This window comes from Bombilactobacillus thymidiniphilus (assembly GCF_023380245.1).
Classification (GTDB): domain Bacteria; phylum Bacillota; class Bacilli; order Lactobacillales; family Lactobacillaceae; genus Bombilactobacillus; species Bombilactobacillus thymidiniphilus.
Genome location: NZ_CP093365.1, coordinates 1,368,714 through 1,394,208, shown reverse-complemented (window position 1 = coordinate 1,394,208; position 25,495 = coordinate 1,368,714). Strand labels below are relative to the sequence as shown.

At 35.4% G+C, this 25,495-nt stretch carries 29 protein-coding genes and 1 tRNA gene; 11 read left to right on the top strand and 19 right to left on the bottom strand.

Annotation, left to right across the window (positions count from 1 at the left end):
- Positions 1 to 29: 29 nt before the first annotated feature.
- From MOO47_RS07100 to MOO47_RS07085, 4 genes are all read right to left on the bottom strand, one after another.
- The gene (locus MOO47_RS07100; RefSeq protein WP_249512755.1) at positions 30 to 251 is read right to left on the bottom strand and encodes a hypothetical protein; all 222 of its coding nucleotides are present in this window, start codon (positions 249 to 251) and stop codon (positions 30 to 32) included.
- A gap of 135 nt (positions 252 to 386) precedes the next feature.
- The gene (locus tag MOO47_RS07095) at positions 387 to 1,130 is read right to left on the bottom strand and encodes a 16S rRNA (uracil(1498)-N(3))-methyltransferase (protein ID WP_249512754.1); all 744 of its coding nucleotides are present in this window, start codon (positions 1,128 to 1,130) and stop codon (positions 387 to 389) included.
- A gap of 4 nt (positions 1,131 to 1,134) precedes the next feature.
- Complete coding sequence (locus tag MOO47_RS07090) at positions 1,135 to 1,998, bottom strand: 50S ribosomal protein L11 methyltransferase (RefSeq protein WP_249512753.1); 864 nt, start codon at positions 1,996 to 1,998, stop codon at positions 1,135 to 1,137.
- Between the two features lie 4 nt (positions 1,999 to 2,002).
- Entirely contained in the window at positions 2,003 to 2,167 is a 165-nt protein-coding gene (locus MOO47_RS07085) for a hypothetical protein (RefSeq protein ID WP_249512752.1), read from the bottom strand.
- A gap of 78 nt (positions 2,168 to 2,245) precedes the next feature.
- Between MOO47_RS07085 and MOO47_RS07080 the strand changes: the two genes are divergently transcribed.
- Positions 2,246 to 2,716, top strand: coding sequence for a YbaK/EbsC family protein (locus MOO47_RS07080; protein ID WP_249512751.1), 471 nt, complete (start codon positions 2,246 to 2,248; stop codon positions 2,714 to 2,716).
- 135 nt (positions 2,717 to 2,851) lie between these two features.
- Positions 2,852 to 3,043, top strand: coding sequence for a PspC domain-containing protein (locus tag MOO47_RS07075; protein WP_249512750.1), 192 nt, complete (start codon positions 2,852 to 2,854; stop codon positions 3,041 to 3,043).
- Positions 3,044 to 3,087: 44 nt separating this feature from the next.
- Here MOO47_RS07075 and MOO47_RS07070 read toward each other — a convergent pair whose 3' ends face one another.
- Positions 3,088 to 3,366 carry an XRE family transcriptional regulator gene (locus MOO47_RS07070; RefSeq protein WP_249512749.1) on the bottom strand — a complete coding sequence of 93 codons (279 nt, stop codon included), beginning with the start codon at positions 3,364 to 3,366 and terminating at the stop codon, positions 3,088 to 3,090.
- A 99-nt stretch (positions 3,367 to 3,465) separates the two neighbouring features.
- Between MOO47_RS07070 and MOO47_RS07065 the strand changes: the two genes are divergently transcribed.
- The gene (locus MOO47_RS07065; protein ID WP_249512748.1) at positions 3,466 to 4,131 is read left to right on the top strand and encodes a helix-turn-helix domain-containing protein; all 666 of its coding nucleotides are present in this window, start codon (positions 3,466 to 3,468) and stop codon (positions 4,129 to 4,131) included.
- An 81-nt stretch (positions 4,132 to 4,212) separates the two neighbouring features.
- Here MOO47_RS07065 and MOO47_RS07060 read toward each other — a convergent pair whose 3' ends face one another.
- Positions 4,213 to 4,686 carry an S-ribosylhomocysteine lyase gene (locus tag MOO47_RS07060; RefSeq protein ID WP_249512747.1) on the bottom strand — a complete coding sequence of 158 codons (474 nt, stop codon included), beginning with the start codon at positions 4,684 to 4,686 and terminating at the stop codon, positions 4,213 to 4,215.
- Between the two features lie 375 nt (positions 4,687 to 5,061).
- Complete coding sequence (locus tag MOO47_RS07055) at positions 5,062 to 5,907, bottom strand: aldo/keto reductase (RefSeq protein WP_249513566.1); 846 nt, start codon at positions 5,905 to 5,907, stop codon at positions 5,062 to 5,064.
- Positions 5,908 to 6,025: 118 nt separating this feature from the next.
- Between MOO47_RS07055 and MOO47_RS07050 the strand changes: the two genes are divergently transcribed.
- On the top strand, positions 6,026 to 6,442 hold the full coding sequence (locus MOO47_RS07050) for a MerR family transcriptional regulator (protein ID WP_249513565.1): 417 nt from the start codon (positions 6,026 to 6,028) through the stop codon (positions 6,440 to 6,442).
- A gap of 50 nt (positions 6,443 to 6,492) precedes the next feature.
- Here MOO47_RS07050 and MOO47_RS07045 read toward each other — a convergent pair whose 3' ends face one another.
- Positions 6,493 to 7,893, bottom strand: a complete 1,401-nt coding sequence (locus tag MOO47_RS07045) for an MFS transporter (protein WP_249512746.1) — start codon at positions 7,891 to 7,893, stop codon at positions 6,493 to 6,495.
- Between the two features lie 170 nt (positions 7,894 to 8,063).
- Between MOO47_RS07045 and MOO47_RS07040 the strand changes: the two genes are divergently transcribed.
- Positions 8,064 to 8,765, top strand: coding sequence for a hypothetical protein (locus MOO47_RS07040; protein WP_249512745.1), 702 nt, complete (start codon positions 8,064 to 8,066; stop codon positions 8,763 to 8,765).
- Here the strand turns inward: MOO47_RS07040 and MOO47_RS07035 are convergent.
- A complete protein-coding gene (locus MOO47_RS07035; protein WP_249513564.1) occupies positions 8,762 to 9,088 on the bottom strand; it encodes a helix-turn-helix transcriptional regulator in 327 nt (108 codons plus the stop codon). The genes MOO47_RS07040 and MOO47_RS07035 overlap by 4 nt on opposite strands.
- Positions 9,089 to 9,231: 143 nt before the next feature.
- On the opposite strand from MOO47_RS07035, the gene MOO47_RS07030 reads away from it, so the two are divergent.
- The 6 genes from MOO47_RS07030 (at position 9,232) to MOO47_RS07670 (ending at position 13,927) form a co-directional block, all read left to right on the top strand.
- On the top strand, positions 9,232 to 9,906 hold the full coding sequence (locus tag MOO47_RS07030) for a helix-turn-helix domain-containing protein (protein ID WP_249512744.1): 675 nt from the start codon (positions 9,232 to 9,234) through the stop codon (positions 9,904 to 9,906).
- A gap of 54 nt (positions 9,907 to 9,960) precedes the next feature.
- On the top strand, positions 9,961 to 10,593 hold the full coding sequence (locus tag MOO47_RS07025; RefSeq protein ID WP_249512743.1) for a DUF948 domain-containing protein: 633 nt from the start codon (positions 9,961 to 9,963) through the stop codon (positions 10,591 to 10,593).
- A 72-nt stretch (positions 10,594 to 10,665) separates the two neighbouring features.
- A complete protein-coding gene (locus MOO47_RS07020; protein WP_249512742.1) occupies positions 10,666 to 11,601 on the top strand; it encodes a DUF5067 domain-containing protein in 936 nt (311 codons plus the stop codon).
- Positions 11,602 to 11,858: 257 nt separating this feature from the next.
- Positions 11,859 to 12,779 carry a hypothetical protein gene (locus MOO47_RS07015; protein ID WP_249512741.1) on the top strand — a complete coding sequence of 307 codons (921 nt, stop codon included), beginning with the start codon at positions 11,859 to 11,861 and terminating at the stop codon, positions 12,777 to 12,779.
- A 313-nt stretch (positions 12,780 to 13,092) separates the two neighbouring features.
- A complete protein-coding gene (locus MOO47_RS07010; RefSeq protein ID WP_260523904.1) occupies positions 13,093 to 13,707 on the top strand; it encodes a site-specific integrase in 615 nt (204 codons plus the stop codon).
- The gene (locus tag MOO47_RS07670; protein WP_260523903.1) at positions 13,670 to 13,927 is read left to right on the top strand and encodes a tyrosine-type recombinase/integrase; all 258 of its coding nucleotides are present in this window, start codon (positions 13,670 to 13,672) and stop codon (positions 13,925 to 13,927) included. Before MOO47_RS07010 ends, MOO47_RS07670 begins: the two co-directional genes overlap by 38 nt.
- 223 nt (positions 13,928 to 14,150) lie before the next feature.
- Here the strand turns inward: MOO47_RS07670 and MOO47_RS07005 are convergent.
- From MOO47_RS07005 to ribF, 10 genes are all read right to left on the bottom strand, one after another.
- Positions 14,151 to 14,239: transfer RNA gene (locus MOO47_RS07005), tRNA-Ser, on the bottom strand.
- 27 nt (positions 14,240 to 14,266) lie between these two features.
- Positions 14,267 to 14,779 (bottom strand): adenine phosphoribosyltransferase, encoded by a 513-nt coding sequence (locus tag MOO47_RS07000; protein ID WP_249512740.1) that lies wholly within the window; start codon positions 14,777 to 14,779, stop codon positions 14,267 to 14,269.
- A 14-nt stretch (positions 14,780 to 14,793) separates the two neighbouring features.
- Positions 14,794 to 17,109, bottom strand: a complete 2,316-nt coding sequence (gene recJ / locus MOO47_RS06995) for a single-stranded-DNA-specific exonuclease RecJ (RefSeq protein WP_249512739.1) — start codon at positions 17,107 to 17,109, stop codon at positions 14,794 to 14,796.
- A 12-nt stretch (positions 17,110 to 17,121) separates the two neighbouring features.
- Positions 17,122 to 17,781, bottom strand: coding sequence for a class A sortase (locus MOO47_RS06990; protein WP_249512738.1), 660 nt, complete (start codon positions 17,779 to 17,781; stop codon positions 17,122 to 17,124).
- A gap of 30 nt (positions 17,782 to 17,811) precedes the next feature.
- Entirely contained in the window at positions 17,812 to 19,644 is a 1,833-nt protein-coding gene (gene lepA, locus MOO47_RS06985) for a translation elongation factor 4 (RefSeq protein ID WP_249512737.1), read from the bottom strand.
- Between the two features lie 75 nt (positions 19,645 to 19,719).
- Positions 19,720 to 20,856 carry a molecular chaperone DnaJ gene (dnaJ, locus tag MOO47_RS06980; protein WP_249512736.1) on the bottom strand — a complete coding sequence of 379 codons (1,137 nt, stop codon included), beginning with the start codon at positions 20,854 to 20,856 and terminating at the stop codon, positions 19,720 to 19,722.
- 91 nt (positions 20,857 to 20,947) lie between these two features.
- The gene (dnaK, locus tag MOO47_RS06975) at positions 20,948 to 22,777 is read right to left on the bottom strand and encodes a molecular chaperone DnaK (protein ID WP_249512735.1); all 1,830 of its coding nucleotides are present in this window, start codon (positions 22,775 to 22,777) and stop codon (positions 20,948 to 20,950) included.
- 21 nt (positions 22,778 to 22,798) lie between these two features.
- The gene (gene grpE, locus MOO47_RS06970) at positions 22,799 to 23,365 is read right to left on the bottom strand and encodes a nucleotide exchange factor GrpE (RefSeq protein WP_249512734.1); all 567 of its coding nucleotides are present in this window, start codon (positions 23,363 to 23,365) and stop codon (positions 22,799 to 22,801) included.
- Positions 23,366 to 23,379: 14 nt separating this feature from the next.
- A complete protein-coding gene (gene hrcA, locus MOO47_RS06965) occupies positions 23,380 to 24,459 on the bottom strand; it encodes a heat-inducible transcriptional repressor HrcA (protein ID WP_249512733.1) in 1,080 nt (359 codons plus the stop codon).
- Positions 24,460 to 24,546: 87 nt separating this feature from the next.
- Complete coding sequence (ribF, locus tag MOO47_RS06960; RefSeq protein WP_249512732.1) at positions 24,547 to 25,494, bottom strand: riboflavin biosynthesis protein RibF; 948 nt, start codon at positions 25,492 to 25,494, stop codon at positions 24,547 to 24,549.
- Position 25,495 lies beyond the last annotated feature (1 nt).

Below are 25,495 nucleotides of genomic sequence, written 5' to 3'. Positions count from 1 at the left end.
GCACCCTCTTCCCTAAAAAGTTTAGCTAGTTATTTCTTGCTATCTGCTAACAAGAAAGCTAAATATTCCACTAACAGATATAAAAGCAGAAATAAGTAAACGTAGATATGTTTCGGATAGCGCACTAAAATTAACAACAAAAAGGATAATGGTAAAATTAGGAAAGTCCATTTAGGTTGTTTGGTATGCTTAATCCACGTTCCAAAAATAGCTGATACGATCAAATTGACTAATAAAAATAAGATTCCCACACGCCAAATAGTGGCGATTGACAATGCATTGAAAATTAATGGTAAAGTCAGAGTGGAAAATAAGGTAGCTAAAATAATTTTACAATAGTTTGAATTCCAACATGTTTTAATAATATTTTTCAAAGTTAATATTCCTTAATTTAATTCGATTTGGTAAGAGAGCGCACTCAAAAAGTACAAAGGTGCTGTTTCAGCTCTTAAAATTCGTGGACCTAGGGCACACTTAATATAGCTATTCTGCACTAATTGGGCAATTTCTTCAACATGAAAACCACCTTCTGGACCGAATAAACATAAAATTGATTGTTGATGTTGAATTTTACGAAAAACTTGCTTTAATTGGGCACTTTCGCCGTTTTTAGCTGATTCTTCATAAGCGACCAGCCGATAATCGGCTTCATAATTTAATAAATCTGCAAAATTATTATAGTATTTTACTTTTGGAACATATAACCGCTTAGATTGTTGTGCAGCAGCGGTTACAATTTGCTGTAAACGCGCCACTTTTTTGACTTGTTGCTCTTTTTTCCATTTCATAATAGAGTAGCGCGATTCAAAAAAGATTAATTCACTAACACCCAATTCTGTCGCCTTTTGAGCAATCATTTCAATTTTATCCTTTTTGGATAAGGCACAAGCAATGCTGACTTTTACTGGTAATTCCGTACTTAAACTGACTTGCTCAGTTAATTGGGCTGTAAAACTAGTTGAATTAATTTGCATAATTTGTGCTATAAAAGTCATTTGATTAGCATCCACTATCTGAAAGTGATCATTAACTCGCATGTGCAAAACCTTAATCAAATGCTGATAAGTTTCATCTTGTAAAGTCAATTGCTGCTGATCAGCTAAAGACTGTTTAACAAAAAGCTGTTGCATTGATTTACACCTCTTTTTGGGCAATTAAACAAGCCCAGTCAGCAGTACAAGTAGTTTGTTGCACTTTAATTTGTTGTTTTAAAAGTAAAGCACTAACTTGTGCTACTTGCGTTGGCAAAATACCAGAAATAATCACTTGCCCTTTAGCTATTAAGTGAGTTGCCAATTGGGGAATTAAAGCCTTGATCGGTTTAATTAACATATTAGCGACGATTAAATCAGCTTTTTGATCAATCCCATCTAACAAGGAATTCTGCTGAACGACAAAAGCTGTTGTATTAGAACTATTTAAAGCAAAATTAGCTCGAGCCACTTGAACTGCAGATTCTTCTAAGTCGTAACCATAAATTTTAGGAATGCCTAATTTATAGCCCGCAATCGCCAAAACACCGGTTCCTGTACCTACATCAATCATTTTTTGTTGCCGATCAACAATTTGTTCCAGCGCCTGCAAACACAACTTAGTAGTCGGATGTTCACCTGTGCCAAACGACTCCTCAGGATTAATCAAAATATCGTAGTTTGATTTAACTTGGTCGCGTTGCCAAGAAGGAACAATAGCCATAAAATGTGTTATAGGAACTACTTGATAGTAAGGCTGCCAACTAGAACCCCAATGCATATCAACATCAGTGGTAACTTTAAAATTATATTGATTGGAAGATAATCCCCACTCTGTTAAAAGTTGGGTTAGTTGGTCAAACCAAGCTGCTGTTAAACTTTTTTCCGGCAAATAAATAGCCAATCCAGTATCTTGTGGTAGATTTTCAATGCCATTGATTTCTTGAATAATCAAAGCATTGGTAATAATCTCAAAATTTTGGGGCGCCGTAATAATTTGTAGCTGACTCCAACGTTTTTCTGTCATAATATTATCTTTCCTTTTTATTTTTATTCTGGCTACCGTTCTTACTTAACGGTGCAAAACGTTTTTGCACTAATTGCATTTGTTGATCATCTTGCCGGACCCGCGCAGCTATTTTAGCAAAATCTTGTTCATGTAAATCAATTTTCTTTTTCCTGTTGATTTTAAACATCAATAACCTCAATTAAAAATTATTATGTAATCTATTATATTATAGATAAAGAGTAGCAGAGGAGAATATCATTATATTATGTCAAAAAAGAAAAAATTAGCTAAAACACTTGTGGAAAAAATCCTGGACAAGCAAAACATCTCATATCAATCTTTCACACCCTTTACAAAAAACAAAATTGATAAAGAACGTGTTTACAAAACATTGGTTTTAACAGGTAATAATACTGGTCCATTAGTTGGCGTTTTGCCACTAAGCAAACACTTAAGTTATAAAATGTTAGCCAAAATTTCTGGCAATAAAAAAGTGGCTATGGTACCTCTTAAAAATTTGCAAGCTACATCCGGATTTGAACATGGTGCTAATAGCCCAATTGGTATTCGCGAGCAACACAATTATCCCATTTATTTTGATAAGCAAGCACTTATTGACCAAAACATCATTGTCTCTGCTGGTAAAATAGGTCATTCCGTGGAAATTGATGCTATTACTGTGGCGCAATTGGTTGATGGACAATTTGGTAGTTTTGCCATCAATAATCCCGAATAAAAACGCCTAACTTTAATTTAAAAGTTAGACGTCAATTGTGCCCCTGCCAAGGATATTAATTATACAACAATTAAGTAAAATAAATGTTCTTTTGTTATAAAAATGATAAACTAGTAAAAAAATAGGAGTGGTTAGATGCATATTAATATTTATCGTTCAGCAACTAATCGCGTTTTTGGTGGTGTTCTAGGCGGTTTAGCTGATTACTTCGATTGGAATGCTAATGTCTTAAGGATAATTTGGGTTTTAGCTACCATCTGTTTCCATGTTATCTTTATACTTGCTTATTTTGTCTTATTACTTTTGATGAAAAATCCATACAATTAATCATGCTAACAAATCTTACTAGTCAGGTGAGACTTTTTTGTTTATTATGAATCTAAGGGTTCCATATCGTCAAAAAATAAATAGTTGATTGACATCAGAAATTTTTGCGAGATGATCATCATCTCATAATCGTGAAATGGCGCTCGACCTCGTTCTTTTTGCTCATATTGACGGCGATTGCTTAAACCAATTAGTTTAGCCATATAACTGGTACTGTATTCGCGAATTAGCCGTTCTTGCCGTAAATTAGTTTTGGGACGTAGCATTTCTTTTTTCAAAATACTTTTATCAACGTTTTCCAATTCAAATTGCCCCCTATTCATATATAATATCTCATGTAGAGATGTATTTTGTCAATATGATTTTAACAAAGGTTGAAATTTATTTATTTACGTGATATATTCATCTCAGAAGGTGATGAAATGAATAGAAACATTCTCGGACCCGTGATTCGTAAGTTGCGAATTCAAAAGGGACTCAAGCAGGTCAATCTCAGTAAATTAACTGGGTTCAACCAGAATACTATCTCTAATCACGAAAATCAAAATCGTTCACTGACAGAAATGGATATTCGAATCTACGCCCGCGCTTTAGGAGTTACTCCGCAAGATTTATTTGACATCTGTCAATACAATACCGATGTCAAAACTATTACGCCCACGATGTCATACAATTACTTTGCCACTGGCATCTCTGCAGGTTTCCCTGAGTCGGTCGATCCCTTTACCACAGAAGACACCAAGCGGTTACAATTGCCTAAAGAAATTTTAGGTAAATATTCTGATAACCCCAATATTTTTTTCACACGAGTTAACGGTGAATCCATGAATAATGTATTGGAAAATGGTTCATTAATAGCTATTTTGCGAGTTAATAACTTTTCAGATTTGCATAATGGTGATATTGTGGTCTTTCAAGATGAAAACGACTTGGCTGTGAAACGATTTATGAATAATGTTAAACAACAGACTGTAACCTTTAGTCCAGATTCCAGTGATGCCCAGTTTTTGCCGTTAAGCTATCACTATAACGAAGTTAATAATCTGCGAATAATCGGTAAAGTGGTTGTTAACATCACTAGTATGTAAAAATTCTATTAAAGCATATGTGAGTCGAAATTTATTAACCATTCACATCTGTTTTATATAGAATTTTTATTGCCTTAAATTTCAAATAACGTGTCGTTCAAAAGGATGGTCACTAATTCCAGCATCTAAAATGTTGCGACACCATTCTTTAGCAGAAAACAGTGAGTGATCACGATAATTACCACAACTATAAATATCAGTTCCTTGAACATCATCCCAAGTTATGTCATCAGCAATTGCCTTTAATGATGACTTCAAAGCTTGGCCGATTTCGGTTGTGGAATGTTGACCCCAAGTAATTAAATGGAAACCGGTTCTACAACCAAATGGTGAACAGTCAATGACGCCATCCAAGCGGTCACGCAATAATCCCGCTAATAAATGCTCAATTGTGTGTAATCCCGCTGTAGGTATTGCATTTTCGTTTGGCTGAACTAATCTAAGATCATAATTGCTGATTACATCACCATTCTTACCTTGTTCCTCACTAATCAAACGCACATATGGTGCTTTTACTTTAGTATGATCTAAAGTAAAGCTTTCTACTTTTGCCATAAAATAACCTCTTTTCAACAGATAATATTATTATACTTCGCTCATCAGCTTTTTTAAAATATTTAATTGATAGATTTATTTATAAAAAAACCTGTAATTTAGATCAATTTTTGTCCAGAATTAAAGGGTGGCATTTTTAAGCATAAAAAATTAACTTTATTCGAAACTGAAAATGCACACAAAGTTTTGACGACAAGTATACCACTAACTTAATGCATTGATAAAAATACAAGAAATAACCCTACTTCCTAGATTATAGGTAAGACTGAACCGCAAAACATAATTACGCTCACGCCAATTACTCTATTCTATTAGTTAGTCACATTCATTATGTACAAAATAAAAAAAGTCTGGCAATAGCCAAACTTTCTTATCCTATTTTACGTAATTTGCAAACAAACGGACGCTTTCTGGATCACGATAGTCAATTACTTCGGATTTATGTGTATCCAACTGCTTAATTTGTACTAATTCATCATTTGTTAGAGTAAAATCCCAAATATCAAAATTTTCTTGCATTCTTTTTTTATGAACAGATTTTGGAATAATTATCACGCCTTGTTGGGTCAAATAACGTAAAGCCACTTGGGATGCCGTTTTAGCGTGCTTAGCACCGATCTGTGTTAGTACCGGTTGTGTAAATAAACCATTTTTTCCTTGCGCCAAGGGTCCCCAAGACTCTATTTGGGTCTGATATTGATCCAGATATTTGCGATCTTCTTGCTGCTGGAAAAAAACATGCGTTTCTAACTGATTAACTGCTGGAGTAATGCGCGTAAATTCAGCTAAATCCACAAAGCGATCCGGTAAAAAGTTTGAAACGCCAATTGCTCGGATTTTACCCTCATCATATAAATCTTCTAAAACTTGATAAGCACCATAATAATCACTAAATGGTTGGTGGATTAAAACCAAGTCTAAGTAATCCGTCTGTAATTTTTTCAACGATTCTTCAATAGATTTTGTAGTTTTTTCATAACCGTAATTAGATATCCACACTTTCGTTGTTAAAAAGATATCTTGACGATCAACTGCACTAGCTGCAATCCCTGCGCCCACCGCTTCTTCATTAAAATAACCTTGTGCGGTATCTATTAAACGATAACCAACATCTAAAGCATCTTGAACTGCTAGTTTACAAGTTGCTAAATCATCAATTTGAAAAACTCCAAAACCCTCCTGGGGCATCTTGACGCCGTTATTTAACGTCATAGTTGCTATTTCTGACATTATCTTTACCTCCATATATCCTCAATGTATACTTAGTCTAGTTCCTTCGGGTTACTCGAAGTCGAGCTTTAAAACTAATTTTTTAGGGGAGATTCTTATTTTGTTGACTGTGAAAGAAGCTGCCACACAATTAAATATGAGCGAACACACGATTCGTTATTATACTGATCAAGGCTTAGTTCCAAGCGTGCAACGTGACAAAAACAATCATCGAATTTTTGATCAAAGTGCTCTGAATTGGTTGCAAGGTTGCCATAACTTGCGCTTAACTGGTATGAGCATTGAAAATGTTAAACACTATGTAGATTTATGCTTGCAAGGCAAAAAGACCATTCCTGAACGTTATCAATTAATAGAAGTGCAATATCAACACGCTCAACAACAGTTAAAAGATGCTCAAAATCGAATTCGATTTTTAGAACGTAAAAAGCAATTATACGAAGCTGAGTTAAATAGTGATTCAGCCGACGTTCTTAATCCTGATACTTGGCCTAATATCAAAGTTTGTCCCAATAAAACCAAATAAAAATGATCTAATTTATAAAGTCCAATTAACTTTAAAAATTAGATTATTTTTTAATTAAATGCTTGTTTTTTGCGGTAATGTTGACTAATTAATGTTGTCATTAACGCAATCAGCGACAACAAAACTAAGAGCCAAAAATCTAACTGACAGCCTTTTGTTGTAAAGAGTTTAAACTGTCCTGTTGGCGCTACTAATTGTTTTGTCGAAATAATTGCTGACAAAATGCCGGTCCCTAAAGATCCAGCATATTGTTGCAAAGTATTAAATAGTGAATTAACATCCGGCTTGGTCATCACGTCTACATATTTGCTAGCATCTGACATTGTATTGCCGTAACCTAAGTTAAAGCCACCACGCATGAAACAATAAAAGAAAACAATTAAAATTAGATTTAACTGATGCGTCCAAATTGCAAACAATAAACTACCAATAATCAAAGAACAATTTGAAATTGACAATGGTACAAAAGCGTCATAATGATCATATAAATTACCAGCAATTGGTGCAACCAGTGCCCCTAACAAAGAACCAGGCAACAAAATTAAGCCGGCAACCATTGAATTAGTGCCTAAAACCTGTTCAGATAAAATTGGAATCACAAACGAAATCCCAATATTCATAAATTGCAAAATAAAAAAGTTAACCGCCCGATTAGCAATAATAGGATTTTGTAAAATTTTAAAATTAAGCAATTGATTTTTGCCAACTTTTAAATGCCAACTAAACAACCCTGCACAAATCAAGGTGATCACTAAAAACAAACCAAACTCCCAGCTCCAAAAACCGTGTGCTCCTGCCTGATCAAAGCTCATAACTAAAATAATCAGCGTTGGTGCTAAACTCAGCAAACCAAGCCAATCAAATTTTTGTTGCATAGATTGTACTTTAACATTAATTGTTAAACCACCCGTAATCATAATCAGCACGATCAACGGCAATACTCCGATAAAAATCCACCGCCAAGAAACGTAGTTATTCACAATCCCGCCATAAGTTGGTCCTAAAGCAGGTGCAAAAGAGGTCACCATTGTTGCAAAGCCCGTGTAAGTTCCCATTTTATTTGTCGGAACTTTGGACATAATAATATGAAATAAAGTCGGTGTTGATAAACCAGTAGCCACTGCTTCTAGTAAGCGACCGATCATTAGTAACACAAAATTATGTGCACTGGCACAAACCAAGGTGCCAATCAAGCACATCAATGTTGCTGTAATAAATAATTTTCGCGCAGTAAAACGTTTAATCAAATAAGAAGTTGTACTCATAACTAACGTTACTAATAGTAAATATCCTGTCGTTACCCATTGGATGGTTGCTAAATTAACATGAAATTCTCTCATCAAATTCGGGAAAGTGACATTCATTGAAGTTTCGACTAAAATACCCACGAAAGATAACAAACCAGCTGATAGAATCGCCAGTTTCGTTGACCAAGGAACTCTTTGTTGCATTGATAAAACCTCACTTCAGTAATTAGATACCTTTTTATTCTAACACTAAGTTGGAAGTGTTGTTTCTACATTAAAATTAAGTCAAATTACCAGAAAAAATTTGGCAAATATGTTCAAAAATTATAAAATCTTCAGTAGTTAAAGACTATTAAAAGTAGGGAGATTTTTTAATGAATTCAACACAACTACACAAGGCAATCTACGGCTGGTTCTTAGATGAAGCAGGGCATATTCAGACACCTACTCAAGGATTTCCTGATGTCTTACAAGCGAGAAAGCAATATTTCACTAAATTTAACTTACAACCGTTCACATTGATGACATATATCTTTCCTGAACAAGAACAAATTAATGATATCCAAAAGAGTTTTGAAAAGAAGTGTCAACACCCTTGGTTGCCAATTGATCCAGTTATTCGGCAGTTCAAAAGTAGTTCTGAGCAACAACTTTATGAACAAATGGTCATGGTGGCAGTCATTGATTACTTTCTACAACAAAGAGGACCTGATTTTAAACCGCAATCCGCCGAACAGCAACGCTTATGGCAATCAGTTACTAATTGGCAAATGACTAGCGACCATCAATTATTGTGTCCCAACAGTCAATTGCCGGATATGGTACAACAGCGCATTCAAACTTTCACTGTGCTGGATAAACAAAAAATAACACCTTTTGAGTGGCTAATGTATATTTGGCCGGATCCAAAACAACTAGCGATTACTAAAAAATTTTTCATTAAACGAACCGGTCGAGCTTGGCCGCCAGTGGATGACAAACTTTGGTCATTCAGACAAGGCACATTATGTACCGATTACGAATTAGCAATTATGATTGCTGTTATTTTTGGTCTACATGCTAAAGTCGTTGCTTAAATTACAAGTGGCCATGAATACTCCGAGACAAGAAGATTAAACTTTACGTAACTGGCACTATTGTGACGTATAAACTTGGAAATTGATCGCCTATTATTCAAGCAGCAAATTTCTATAAAAATAAGTGGTAAAAAAATATCAAGTAAATCAGCATTTAAAGCATAGGATATTCTAACAGCCGTTCCTATACCTACTCCCCTTTTTTTGTTAACGATAGAAGATAGATATGGACTAGTTATATCAACTCTTTTTGCTAAATCTTTCTGAACAAATCCATTTTCTGCTAATCTTTTTTTTATGTCAGCAGTACTTTTTACAACCATTCCCAATTTATATCCTCCTTTCTAGCTGATAAATATACTATAGCATCATGTTTAACTTTTGTAAACATTTTTTACAAAAAAGTTAAACAAAAAGTTAAATAAATTACCGGTTGCTGATATACTGGGCGTAAAGGCTGGTCAAAATGGATAAAAATATAAGCGCAAAAGAATTTGGAATAAAATTAAAACAAATACGTAAGGACAAAGGGTTCTCTTTAAGACAAGCTTCCCAACAATCAGCCTTTAACGGTTTGGGGGCTATCTCCCCGTCCTACTGGTCTCTAGTGGAAAACGGCGAAAGAAACATACCAAAACGAGAAACCCTAACAAGGTTCGCAAAAGGGCTAAGAATATCTGAAAATGAAATACTTAAAATTGCTGGATATATTCCAGATGAAAAGACGTATTTAGATTTTGACAGTCTTGTGGCAATACCGATTGTTGGAAGTATTAAAGCCGGGCCAAATGGTATAGCTCAATTGGATTTTGATGGATATGCCTCTGTAACACCGTCTGATATTGACAGAACTTTTAACTATTATTGGCTAAAAGTTAGTGGAAAATCAATGATTGGTGATGGTATTTATGAGGGTGATTTAGCTCTAATAAAGCAAACAAGTTTTTTTAACAACGGTGATATATGTGCTGTTATCGTCGATGGTGAGGAGGGAACGTTAAAACACGTTACAAAAAATAACGATTCAATCGTACTTACAGCGTCCAACCCGGAATATCCACCGCGCATTTTTTCGCAAAGTTCTGATATTAACATAGAAATAGCCGGAAAGCTGGTGGAAATAAAAAGAAAATTCAATTAATAATCAGTCCAAAATCCGACGACTATAAAAGCTGAATTTTTTGGGGGAATTAAGATGAGAATAGCAATGGTAATATCGGGAATCCTTGCAGCACTAGCATTTATCGTTTTAATAGGCTTCGCGATTGTATGGTTAGTTGGTTTTAAAAGAAGCAAAAAAACAAGTAGCAGTGTTGGAAAAATAGGCAGTAGCATTTCTGCTATAGTCACAGCCATTTTGCTAGTTATTTTCGTTGGTATTTATGTGGATTACAATCATAAAAATAATGTGTTTGTTGAGAAAAGGATTCAATACAATTTAAAATATTATCAATTGTCCGACAAACTTAAATCAATCAGTGATGAGGAAACAAACTCATGGAACGATGATATTTACTTATCATCTGGTGATGATTATGATCCTGCAGATAGCATAGACGATATTGAATCTACCTATTCTTCAGATTTCAAAAAAATAGATAAGCAATTTGAGCAACTATCTGCCGAACGAACAAAACTTCAAAAAAATAATACCGGAAAGTATAATTTTGAAATTTATAATTCCTCATTTAAAAAGGTGAGAAATTTTCGCAATACAGTAGTTAATCCATCTGGCAGTTATAACAGTTTTTCCAAAAAAATAGATAACTTTGGACAATCTGTTGATTCATCAATGGATGATTTGAGAGACGCGACTTATTACAGATAAAAAGAAAGCTTGATTAATAATTAGTCCAAAACCTGATGACTATAAAAGCTGAATTTTTTGGGGGAAGTTATTGTGAATACAAAATTAAAAATCACGTCAATCGGATTTTTTAGTACATTGCTACTGTTTGGTTGTAGCAATAGTAGCCAAGATACCCAAGTTAGCAAGCCAGAATTAACCAACTATCTGTTCAAAGAAATGGATATGACTGCTGTTTTGTTTGACAAATATTCTGATAGTATTCAAGCTGATCAAAATTTGATGAAGCCACAGGCTTCCAAAATTATTAAGTTTAACGACAAAATGATCAAACACGTTAAAGACAATTCAATTAATAAAAACCAGTCCCAAAAATTAGTTGCTATGGCTCAAGCATCTAACAAATTTGCAAAAGATATTGAAAGTGACCATTTTAACAATTTTGTTAATGAGGAATCAAGCTGGATAAACAAGGAATTTAAAGCGAGAGAATCATTAAAAATAAGCAAAAAGTCGCATAGATATGATAAATTTGACAATTCTGTTAAAAATCTTGATGCAACAATGAAAGAAGCCAGAGAAAAGCAACCACATATTGATAAAAAGAATATGGAAATTTTAACTAGTACAGAAAAAATCGACTTTACAAAAACTAAAATTGTAAACGATGACGAAGGAAACAAAAATATATTAATTTACTACACTGCAACAAATTTATCAGATGAACCACAAGCTCCTTATGAATTGTTTTTAGATGCAGCAAAATTAGTGCAAGATAATGGAGATTCTTACAGTCACCTTGATCTTGGAAGTCCCGGTACCGATTATGAAAACAGTCAAGAATACAAAACTTTATCCGAAGATAGCAGTTTAACTCAAATAAAGCCCCAAAAATCAATGCAAGCTGTTGAATGCTATAAATTATCAAATGTAGATAAGCCTTTATTATTTCAAGCTAGCGATAGACAAAGTAATACTGATTTAGGTACTCTCAAAGTACCTTTGGATTTTAATTTGAATAATAACTAGTATCATCCACCCAATTAAATTTGGGTTTTATTTTTAAATAAAAAAGAACAAAGGTGAGAAATTTTCGCAATACAGTAGTTAATCCATCTGGCAGTTATAACAATTTTTCCAAAAAAATAGATAACTTTGGACAATCTGTTGATTCATCAATGGATGATTCGAGAGACGCGACTTATTACAGATAAAAAGAAAGCTTGATTAATAATTAGTCCAAAACCTGATGACTATAAAAACTGAATTTTTTGGAGGAAGTTATTTTGAATACAAAACTAGGTATAGTCGCAATTGGATTTCTTTCTTTAGGTTTGCTGATTGGATGCAGTAACACAAATTCAAAACCAGTTAAATCTTATAAAGCAAAAATAACAAGCAGTTCAGTGGTTGATAATAATTGGAATCTAAAAGGCACAACAAATGCTCCTGACAATTCCAAAATTTTAGTTTTATCAAATTATAATGATGCAACTTCGACCACTAACGATGCAAATTCAACCGCTAATGTAGGCGAGTCAATAAAAGGGGCATCTTGGGCTAAAGTTAAGCATCATAAGTTTGAAGTACAAGTAGATACACTAGATTCAACAGAAGATCAAACATTAGGTTCTAAAGCTAAAGTATTAGTTATCGCAGTAAGCAATTACAACAAATCTTGGGAAAATGATGATTTTTCTACCAAAATGGTTAAGTGGGCTAAAAATAATAATAAGCCAGTAACGCTAACGGTAAATGCTAAACAAGCAAAATATTATGCATCTCTAGGTGATTACAATTCAAATAATACAGATACCCAAAAAAATCAAAACACGATAAATTCAAATTCTGAATATCCTGACATAACTAATAGTTTTGATGTGAATAATATGTCTCAATATTCTAGTGAAGATCTTTTAGGACAAGCTGTAACTCTTACAAATTTTTATGTTAAAGATATAGGTGCGGATAAAATGAAACAATATCATTTGCTATTGACACCCACACAAAATAGTGATCAATATTTTTTAGCTGTCACAGATAAATTGAGTCAAAGAGTAAAATTAGGCGATATTGTATCAATTCAAGGACCATTGAACGGAAAAAGTAAAGTGAATGATTCACAAATTAATAGTGGAATTAGTGAAAATTATTTTAATAAACCAATCACATTGATAGAAGTTGATAAAATACAATTGACAAATTAAATATCGCATCATTCACCCAATTAAATCACCCAATTAAATCACCCAATTAAATTTGGGTTTTATTTTTAAATAAAAAAGAACGTATGTTCTAAAAAGGAAATAGCATGCCAAAAAAATCAAAGCGATCAAAAAATATAAATTAGCATCTGGTGGAGAAAAATACGAGTTCTCGATACGCGCTAATAAAAATAAAGTTCTGCATAAGCGTGGATTTTCGAGCTATGAAGATGCCGAAATAGCTTTTTATAATTTAAAACAGCAAATTATTAACGGAGACGTTGATGCTGATATAAAAAAAATTAAATATGAAGAATTGTATAACAAATGGCTGAAACGTTATGCTAATACAGTAAAAGAGAGTACGCTAAATAAAACAATGACAATTTTTAAGTTGCACATTTTACCCCGCTTTGGTGATAAATACGTCAATGACATCACGGTTCAGGAATGCCAAACTGCAGTCGATTTTTGGGCTGAGAAAATGGTTAAATACAAGTTTATATACAATTATGCAAACCATGTTTTTAAAGACGCTGTGCGACTTAACTACATCAAAAATAGCCCTATGGATAATGTAGATGTTCCAAAAACCACCAAACACATTAAAGAGTTACGCGATCAAAAAAATAACCATAATTTTTATAACAAAAAACAATTAGAACAGTTTTTAAAAACTGCACGTATATTTATGCCGTTTCAAATTTATACATTTTTTAGATTGCTAGCCTACTCGGGGTTGCGTAAAGGCGAAATTTTGGCACTGACTTGGGGAGATATCAATTTTCATGACTCAAACCTTAGGATCAATAAAACTATATCTTCTGGTTTAAACTATGTAGAACAAATTACTAGCCCTAAAAGTGTAGCATCTGTTAGAAGCATTATTCTTGATGAAACAACCAAGAAAATGGTTAATCAAAATTGCTAAACTAGCAAAGTTACCAATAATAACCGTCCACGGCTTCCGGCACACGCATGCTACATTACTCTACGACAAGAACCCATATATTACAGCTAAAGACGTCCAAAAGCGCCTAGGGCATTCAGATGTTAGTGTGACTATGAATATTTACGAACATGCAACTGACAATTCAGATAAAAAAATTATTGAAGCAATTAATTCCTTTGACCAACAAAACGCCGAATAATTGGATTGGTAACAAATTTAATTCTATATCTAGCGTTTTTTTGACCGTGGTAACAAATTTTAGTAGGTTTGGTAACATTTCTGGTAACAAAAATTCGTAACAGATTGTAACAAAATGGAAAGACTAACAAAAAAAGAATTAAAAAAGAAGCCCTATGAGTGTTGAACTCAAAGGGCTTCTGGAAAATAATGGAACTAACTGGAATAGATTGAAAACTTGCCAAAGGAGAGTACAGGATTTGAACCTGCGCGCCGATATCGAATCGGTTCGCCGGATTTCGAGTCCGGTGCATTACCACTCTGCCAACTCTCCATAAAAAAGCAGCATCTATATTCTATCCTAATACTGCATTAAAGTAAACATGTCATAATCACTTATTTTATCGCGACCATGCAATTCAGTTAACTCAATCAAAAATGCTGTACCCACAACAATTCCACCAAGTTGTTCTACTAATTGAATTGTCGCTGCCAAAGTACCGCCAGTTGCCATTAAATCATCCACAACCAAAACTTTTTGCCCGGGACGTACAGCATCTTTTTGCATAAATAATTCGCCTTGACCGTATTCCAAATCATAAGTCACTGAAACTGTTTCACGCGGTAATTTACCCTTTTTGCGAGCAGGAGCAAAACCTACCCCCAACTTATAAGCTACCGGACAACCAACGATAAATCCGCGAGCCTCTGGTCCAACAATCATCTCAGTTCCACGTTGTTGCGCGTATTCAGCAATCTTGTTAGTAGCAGCAGCATAAACTTTGCCATTGTACATGAGTGGTGAGATGTCACGAAACAAAATTCCCGGCTCAGGAAAATTAGGAACATTTGCCACATAATCTTTAAAATCCATATTATCTCCTAAAATTAATGTCTTAATTGCAATACATAATCAATCAGTTGTGAAAAATCAGATTCCACTAATAACGATTGGATCTTTTGACGTTCTTGCAGACGGCAGTAAGTAACTGATTCGTCTAATTGATGCGCGGGTAATTGCTGCGGCCATTTCAAAAAACCATCTACTATTGTAACAAAATTTAATTCAGAAAACACTCTAATTATGACTTTTATTTGTACAGTCGATAATTGTAAATAACGTGCCACAACAGGCAAATCAGTAACTTGCAAGTTTTTATGCGAAAACAAATATTTCAAAGTTTGGTGCCAATTATCTTTAGAAATCGAAATCCAAGTTTGATTTGGATCATGAAAAATAAAACTTAGTTGCTCAACGTTTGTCAACTTTATTATTAAATCATCAAATTGCGCCATGTGTGTCGGCATATCCGTCACGACTAATTTGGATAAATTAGGTACTTCATCAGATAAATAAGTAGCACATTGTCCGTGCTGTGCCATAAATTTTTGCTGATTAGCAGCTTGGAAGAAAACAAAACTTGGTAAATCCTTGGGGACAGAAAACTTGGGTTTCTGCCGCAAATCCACAAACTGAATATTTTTGGCACGTGCCAGTTGAACTTCGGCTTGTAGCTGTAAGTCATCAACCTTTAACTGCAAATATGACTGATTACGCCAATTATTGGTCATCAAAGTACCATAAACTGCTTGTAAGCCATTTTGTTGTATAGTAGGCTGATATTCCCCCATTCCAAAGCCCATACAATCAATTTTTTTACTCTGCTGTTGCAAACTTATTTTGAGATGATCTTGATTTTTTTTACCTAAATAATCCACCATGCACTGATCAAAATCTGTCACTTTAATCACCGGCACTGGATTTCCATTACCAAAAGGGGCCAGACGCTGAATTTGTTTATATAACTTTAAAGTTAGACCTGATAATCTTAATTCTAATTCGTATTGCTCACTAGCTTGTAACTGTGTATCTAAATCACGCACTTGTGGTAATTGATTTAATTGCTGACGCAAGTTATCAACGTCTAGTGCTGCTAAAGTCATGCCACAAGCCTGCGCATGTCCACCAAATTTTTGGTACATCGCTCTAAATTGCATTAATGCTTGATATAAGTCAAAATTAGCACTACTACGACCAGATCCAACCGCTTGCCCAGAATTATTAATACTTAAAACCAGACATGGACAACCGCTACGTTGCAAAATTTTACCAGCTACAATGCCCAAAATTCCTTGATGCCAATTATCGCCAGCCACCACTAAAATTTTATCACCTGCTGCAATTTGTTCTTGCGCTTGTTGCCAAGCTAATTCAAACACTTCTTGCCCTAAATGCTTGCGCTTTTCATTCAATTGATTGATTTCTTGTGCCAATTGATGAGCACGATCGCTATCTAAGGTCGTTAACAACTCTACACCAGTGGTGGCATTGGCTAAACGCCCTAACGCATTTAGTCGTGGAGCAATTTGAAACCCGATATCTTCTTCGTTGAAATCTTGCATTTGCACATGCGCTACTTTACATAACTCAACCAAGCCAAGACGTTCTTGTTGTTTAATTTGCTGTAAACCTAAAGCCACTAAAGCACGATTTTCACCGACTAATTCCATGACATCGCTTACTGTACCAATCGCTGCTAAATCCAGCAAGTCATAAGGAATTTCTTCCAACAAAGCGCTAGCAATTTTAAAAGCTACTCCTGCCCCTGATAAATAAGGACAAGGATAAGGAATTTCTTGCTTAAATTGTGGATGAACAATCGCATATGCTGGTGGCAACTGGTCCGGAATCGTATGATGATCACTTACAATCACGTCTACACCATGCTCTTGGGCATACGTAACTTCTGATAACCCAGTGATTCCGTTATCCACCGTAATAATTAAATGATAACCTTGTGCCACAAATTTTTGATAACGTTTTAGGTTAGGACCGTAACCATCTTTAAATCGATCGGGAATAAAAATGTCAACCTGACCACCCAAAGTCTCAATAGCTTCTTTTAAAATCGCTGTACTAGTAATACCATCAGCATCATAGTCACCATAAATAACCATTTTTTCACTATTCATGATTGCATTACTAATTCTTTCCACTGCTAAATTCATATCATGCATTAAAAACGGATCAGAAATCTGTTGCGTAGATGGTTGTAAAAAACTTTGGATCGCAGCGGAGTTATTGATTCCTCGATTTAATAACAGTTTAACCAAAAATAAAGGAAGTCCAGTATCTTTTACTAACTGGGCTTCTTTTTGTTTATCTGTCTTAGGTAATAAATGCCACTGATAACGTAAGCTCAATTATTAATACTCCTAACTAAAAGTGGATAAAGTGGCGCGATTAGCGACTTGGGTTTGCACTAGATCGCCTTGTACAATCCAGCGATTAGCGCCACCATCAGCACACGTTACTAAACTCAATAATTTAGATCCTTTTTGATCATTAATCATCCAAGTAGCATGCGGTGAAATAATTTGTTTCAAGGTGATTTTGTAAATATACACATTTTTCAAATCTGTGATATACACTAAATCACCAATTTTAGTATCTTCTAAAGGCGAAAACAAAGCTCCTTTTTGTGTCATGTAATGACCAGCTAAAGCATAATTTCCATGTCCCATTTTTTCATCAGGTTTCATCGTACCGGCGCCCGTAGACAATGCTGTATCATCCATGCCTTTAACAATAGGCAACTTTAAATTAACCGCAGGGATGGCAATCTTGCCTAAAACAGCAGCGTTATGTTTCAAATTGGCACGAACTACTTGTTTAGCAGTAATAGGTTTCACTTTGGAATAATTGAATGATCCATCGCGCAACTCGTTTTGCTTAATTTGCTTACGCGTGACACTAGTCAACTGCTCTTGTGCCAACTCTTTAACCATTAATCCCTTAATTTGCGCATTGAAGATTAATATCAAAGCCACTAACACAACGAGAATTGTCCCAAACCATTTCCAAAATCTTTTCATAAGTTAGCTTTCAACCTACCCTCTTCAAGACTATTTTGTATCATTATCATCACTTTGTAAAACCGCCATAAAAGCTTCTTGAGGAACTGTAACACTACCAACATCTTTCATGCGCTTCTTGCCGCGTTTTTGCTTGTCTAAAAGTTTATTTTTACGCGTCTGATCACCACCATAAAGTGGCCCGGTCACATCTTTTCGATAAGCTTTAACTGTGGAACGCGCTACAATTTTATTACCAATCGCTGCTTGAATCGCAACTTCAAACTGCTGTCGCGGAATAATTCCCTTTAATTTTTGAACAATTTTACGCCCACGATCATACGCAAAATCTCGGTGTACAATAAAACTCAACGCATCGACTGGTTCCGAATTCAGTAAAATATCCATTTTAACCATATCAGTTGGCTCATAACCGGTAATTTGATAATCAAAAGAAGCAAATCCACGCGTATTGGATTTTAAATCGTCAAAAAAGTCATAAATGATCTCCGCCAAAGGCAATTTATAAATAATATTCACATGATAATCATCTAAATAATCCATGGTGTCAAAATGGCCGCGCCTACTTTGGGCTAATTCCATGACCGCCCCCACATAATCTTTTGGAACCATGATTTCTGCACGTACCATTGGTTCTTTAATTTCTTTAATTTCAGAAATATCCGGCATTTTGGATGGATTATCAATAATTAATTGCTCGCCATTAGTCAAATTGATTTCATAATTTACTGAGGGCGCTGTCATAATCAAATCTAAGCCAAATTCACGTTCTAAACGTTCTTGAATCACGTCCATGTGTAGTAATCCTAAAAAGCCTACACGAAAACCAAATCCTAATGCTTGAGAAGTTTCTGGTTCAAATTCCAAAGAAGCATCATTTAATTGTAATTTTTCTAAAGATTCCCGTAAATCTTCATATTTAGAATTGTCCACAGAATACATACCTGAATAAACCATTGGTGTTATTTTGCGATAGCCTTGTAAAGGCTGTTTTGTTGGATTATCCGCTAAAGTAATTGTATCTCCAACACGCGTATCCTGCACAGTCTTAATGCTAGCTGTAATATACCCAACATCACCAACGCTGAGATTGTCTTGTGGAACAGCTTTAGGCGACATTACACCCACTTCAGTAACTTCAAAGGTTTTACCATTACTCATAAGCTTTATTTTATCACCAATTTTAACTTTTCCATCAAAAATTCGCACACTCAAGACAACGCCACGATAACTATCATAAACTGAATCGAAGATCAAAGCTTTTAAAGGCGCATTAAGATCGCCAGCAGGTGCAGGTACATCACTAACAATGCGCTCTAATAATTCAGCAATCCCCAAGCCACTTTTAGCGCTAGTTAAAACAGCGTCCTCAGCCGGGACTCCAATCATGTCTTCAATCTCATCTTGTACGCGAGCACTATCAGCAGCGGGCAAATCAATTTTATTGATAACTGGCAAAATTTCTAGATCGTTATCTACAGCTAAATAAGCATTTGCCATTGTTTGAGCTTGCACACCTTGAGCTGCATCTACAACCAGTAACGCTCCTTCACAAGCAGCTAAACTGCGCGATACTTCATATGAAAAATCTACATGTCCGGGAGTATCAATCAAATGAAAAGTATAAGTGTGCCCATCTTTAGACTGATATTTTAGTTCTACCGCATTAAGCTTAATAGTAATTCCCCGCTCACGCTCAATATCCATATCATCTAAAATTTGATTTTCCATATCGCGTTCAGCGATAGTATCAGTCATTTCCAAAATACGATCGGCAATCGTTGATTTACCATGATCAATATGTGCCACAATAGAAAAATTGCGGATATATTTTTGTTTATCTGTTAATTTTGGATCCGTCATGAACTAACCTCTTTATCATTTCCTAATTAATACTATAACAAAAAGATCCATAGTCACCTATGAATCTTTTTGAAATTATTTAAATTTATCTTTCATGTTATCACGCATACGTTCAAAAAGATTGCGATCTTGTTCTTTAACTTTACCCCCACCTAATTCAGCATAATTTTGTAGAGCTTGCTTTTGCTTTTCATTTAAATGTTTTGGTGTCACAATTTCAATTGTTGTACGCTGATCACCAATACCGTTACCTTGTAATCTAGGAACACCTTGTTCTTTCAAACGAAAGACGGTCCCCGATTGTGTTCCAGCAGGGATTTTCAGTTCTACTTTACCGCGAATAGTTTTCACTTGAATCGTATCACCCAAAGCTGCTTGCGGGAAAGAAATCGTTTCATGTGAATATAAAGTCGTTCCATCACGTTCAAAATCTTTGCTGGGTTCAATTTCAAAAGTTACGTATAGATCACCATAACCACCTTGGTTATCACCAGCTTCACCTTGCCCATCTAAACGCAAACGCTGCCCGTTATCAATTCCAGCAGGAATCGTTACTTCCACAGCATGACTTTTAGTAACTTTACCACGACCGTGACAATCTGGACATTTATCACTAATTTCTTTTCCGGTACCACCACAAACATCACATACTTGTTGACTTTGCATAACACCTAAAGGTGTACGCTGGTTGACTTGAATATGACCACTACCATGGCATTTATGACAAGTCTTAGCCGTCGTTCCTGGTTTAGCACCTGAACCATCACAAGTAGCACATATTTCACTACGATTATAACGAACCGTTTGTTGCCCACCAAAAACAGCTTCATCAAACTTTATTTTTAAACGATATTCTAAATCACGACCAGTTCGTGGCGCATTAGGATTTTGCTGCCTGGTTGAACCACCGCCAAAAAACGATTCAAAAATATCACTAAAATCGCCAAAACCGCCACCATCAAAACCACCAAATCCCTGACTACCGCCACCAAAACCAGCTTGATCATCAGTAGCACCATATTGATCAAAACGAGCTTTTTTTTGCGGATCTTTTAAAATATCATAAGCATCATTGACTTCTTTAAACTTTTCTTCGGCACCTGACTCTTGATTAATATCAGGATGATATTTCTTGGATAATTTTCGGTAAGCCTTTTTAATTTCATCATCAGAGGCATTCCGATCCAAGCCTAAGGTTTCATAAGGATCCATCTTGACATGACCTTTCTTTTTTTATCAATTTATTTAAATACAACAAATTGAGACAACAGGCAAATGCCAATTGTCCCAATTCAGGTAATTACTATTTCTTATCGGGGTCAACTTCTGTAAAGTCACCATCAACTGTTTTGTCATCTGTGCCTGCTTGATCATCAGTTGCTGCATCAGCACTTTGTTCTTGTGCTTGTTGGTACAACTTAACTGATAGATCTTGCACAATTTTATTCAAATCATCTTTTTTAGCTTTCATAGCTTCTAAATCATTATCAGTTTGAGCTTTTTGCAATGCTTCTTTCGCATCTTGCGCTTGCTTAATTTCTTCTTCTGAAACTTTGCCTTCAAGATCTTTCAAAGTCTTATCGGTCGTGAAAATTAATTGATCAACTTCATTACGTAAATCAGCTTCTTCTTTACGTTTCTTATCAGACTCTTCATTTTCTTGAGCCTCTTGTTTCATCCGTTCGATTTCGTCATCAGATAGACCAGATGAACTCTTGATAGTAATCTTTTGTGATTTACCAGTACCTAAATCTTTAGCAGAAACATTCACAATACCATTTTTGTCGATATCAAAAGTAACTTCAATTTGTGGTACGCCACGAGGAGCAGCAGGGATATCCGTCAATTGGAAACGACCCAAAGTTTTGTTATCTGCTGCCATTGAACGCTCACCTTGCAACACGTGAATATCAACAGCCGGTTGATTATCAGCAGCCGTGGAAAATACTTGCGATTTGCTGGTTGGAATAGTTGTATTACGATCAATTAACTTCGTGGAAACACCACCCATTGTTTCAATACCTAAAGATAGTGGCGTAACGTCTAACAAGACAACATCTTTAACATCACCGGTAATCACACCACCTTGAATAGCAGCTCCTAAAGCAACTGCTTCATCAGGATTAATGGAATGATCAGGTTCTTTACCCGTCCAATTTTTAACAGCTTCTTGAACGGCAGGAATCCGCGTTGAACCACCATTTAAAATAACTTTATCAATGTCAGAATTGCTTAAACCAGCATCTTTTAAAGCATTTTCTACAGGGATCTTAGTACGATCTACTAAATCAGCTGTCAATTCATTAAATTTTGCACGTGATAAGGTTGTTTGCAAATGCAAAGGACCAGCAGCACCAGCAGAAATAAACGGCAAACTAATTTCAGTTTCACTCATACCAGATAAATCTTTTTTAGCTTTTTCAGCAGCATCTTTCAAACGCTGTAAAGCCATCTTGTCTTGTGCTAGATCAATACTATTTTGAGCTTTGAAGTCAGCAACTAACCAATCAATGATTGCTTGGTCAAAATTGTCACCACCCAAATGAGTATCACCATTAGTGGAAAGAACTTGGAAGACGCCGTCACCTAATTCAAGAATGGAAACATCAAACGTACCACCACCAAGATCATAAACTAAAACTTTTTCGTCAGCATCACTCTTATCTAAGCCATAAGCTAAAGCTGAAGCTGTTGGTTCATTAATAATCCGCTTAACATCTAAGCCAGCAATTTTACCAGCATCTTTAGTTGCCTGACGTTGTGCATCATTGAAATAAGCTGGCACAGTGATAACTGCTTCAGTAACTTCTTCACCTAAATATTTTTCGGAAAAGCCCTTAATATATTGCAAAATCATTGCCGAAACTTCTTGAGGTGTGTAATCTTTGCCATCAACACTAACTTTATAACCTGCTTCCCCCATGTGGCTCTTAATAGATGAAATCGTATTTGGATTAGTAATTGCTTGACGTTTAGCCACTTCACCAACCTGTGTTTCGCCATCCTTAAAGGCAACTACAGAAGGTGTTGTTCGTCCTCCTTCAGGATTAGCAATAATCTTAGGTTCGCCACCCTCTAAAACAGCAACAGCTGAGTTAGTTGTTCCTAAATCAATACCAATAATTTTTGACATAATATCTTAACCTTCCTCATTTTATTGTGCTACGACAACCATACTAGGCCGTAAGACACGATCTTTTAATTTATAGCCAGTTTGTAAAACCTGTACTACTGTCTCTGGTTCATGTTCATCATCAGCTGGTACCATTTGTACAGCCTGATGCAAGGTTGGATCAAACTTTACATCAGTTGCCACAATTTCAGTAATGTTGTTTTCACTCAAAGCTTGCTGCAACTGTTTTAAAACCATTTCTACACCCGTAACAATGGCAGATTCATGTTCTTCTGCTTGAGCTTGCAATGCTCTTTGCAAGTTATCAATTGACGGCAAAATAGCTGTCGCTAATTTTTGACCATCGTATTTGATTAAATTAGCTTGATCCTGCTGATTATGCTTTTTAATATTTTGAATCTCAGCTTGTGATCGTAAAAGTTGATCTTGACTATCTTTTAATTTTTTTTCTAGTTCTTGATTAGCATCTAATAGCTTATCAACAAGTGCATCATCCGTTTTGGGTTGTTCCTGATCAGAATCTACGGATTCAATCTGTTCATCTTCTTCTGACGGAAATTCTTCCGGATTAATCTCATTTTGCTTCATAATTACAATTCCTCCTAACCGGAATTTCCATTTAATTCACCAAAATAATTAATTAAGTTCTTAGCCAACTCCTGCCGCAAAGACGAAATCAAACCGATCAATTCCGAATAAGGCATGTTAGTCGGTCCTAATAAAGCTAAAATTCCAGCACCATAATCAGCCAAATCATACTTGGCAGTAATTAAACTGTAGTTTTTCAAAACTTGTGGATTTAAATCATAACCCAAGCGAACATTAATTCCTTCTTGAATAGTATCACCTGGATCAGCTGTCAATTCATGTAATCCCAACAATTGTGATAAATTGTTGTCATTTTCAAACAGCGAATAAAAAAACTTTAAGTTAGTGCTATTCGGTGCGTCAACGTAATTTAATAAATTAGATTGCCCATCAACAAAGAAATGATCACCAGACACTTGTTCTAAAGCGTCGCTTAGCAACGAAACCAAACTTGCTGGATCTTCAATATAATTCTTAATTACCTGTGGAAATTCATTTTTAATCCACCGCTGTGCTTCACACAAAGTCTTATTTATTAAATGATCACACACAAGTCGTACTATTTTTTCTACTTGATCACCAGAAAAACCATTTGGCAAGCGATATACTTGACTATACACTTCAGCATTACTAGTCATAACAATAGCAAGCACTTGATTAGCTCCAAGCGGTAAGGCTCTAAGATCAGTTAATCTAACACTTTTACTTTCTGGACTCAAAGCAATGGCTGTATAGCTAGTCAAATTGGATAAAATTTTAACTGATTGTGCTACAATTTCATCAATTTTATTGAACTGGTGCTCAGAAAAATCTGACTGAATCAATTCAGACATTTGTTCAGAGACACTAATCGGTTCTAACAAGTTATCCAAATAATAGCGATAACCTTGAATAGAAGGGACACGACCTGAAGACAAGTGAATCTTTTCAATCAAGCCGGCCTGCTCTAAACTAGCCATATCATTACGAATGGTCGCCGAACTAACATGCGTTGGCAACAAATCCATCAAAGCCTTGGAACCAATTGGTTGACCAGTTTCAATATACTGTTGCACAATTGCTTTTAAAATTGTTGCCTGTCTCTCAGTTATCAAAACAAATCACCTCATTTTAGCACTCAGTACTTCTTAGTGCTAACACATAGAATATAGCAATCAATCAGCACTATGTCAAGTCGATTGCTACTTTTTACCAAAATATTTTTCAGTGCTTTGTTGATCAACTGCTAACTGATCCATCAATCCTGTGGCATCCGCAAATTTAATTTCATCACGTAAGTAATATAACCATTCAATTGTCAATTCTTGCCCATACAAATCTCGTTCAAAATTTAACAAATTAGCTTCCACAGTCAACGGATTATCACCACGCTTAAAAGTGATATTACGCCCAATCGAAGTCATCGCTGGATACCACTTACCTGCTACTAAAACCCGCGTTACATAAACACCAATCCGCGGTAGCAATTGATCAGCGCCAACGGCTAAATTAGCTGTCGGATAGCCCAATTGACGTCCCATTTTAGCTCCATGAACTACTACACCTTGATTGCGATAATTGTAACTAAGCATCAAGTTGGCCGCTGTAATTTCGCCTTCTTTAAGATAATTGCGAATGTTAGTAGAAGATACTTTATTTTTCTCGTAAATTAATTCTGGCACTTGGCAAATTTGAAAACGACCTTGTGCAAGTTGGCGCAAATAATCCATCGTAGCCACCGCTTTAGGACCAAATGTCCAGTCATAGCCAGCCACTAAAGTGGTCAAACCTAATTTAATCAAAAAATCATTAATAAATTTTTTCGGAGGTAGTTTCATAAACTGATCATTAAATTCCGCAATATAAACAATATCCACCCCTAGTTGCTCAAAAATTTCTAATTTACGTGCCAAAGGCGTTAAATACTGAAAAATCTTATCTGGTGGATATTGCCCAAAAACAGTTGCTGGATGCCGATCAAACGTCAAAACGGCTGCCACTTGGTTCTTAGAGCGTGCCAAGCGAATCGCTGTTTGAATTACGTTCTTGTGTCCTAAATGAACACCATCAAAAAAACCGGCTGCCAGAACTTTGGGCGTTGTTAGATCAGCCGCATCCAAGTTAGGATAGCATAAAAATTCTACTTGCATT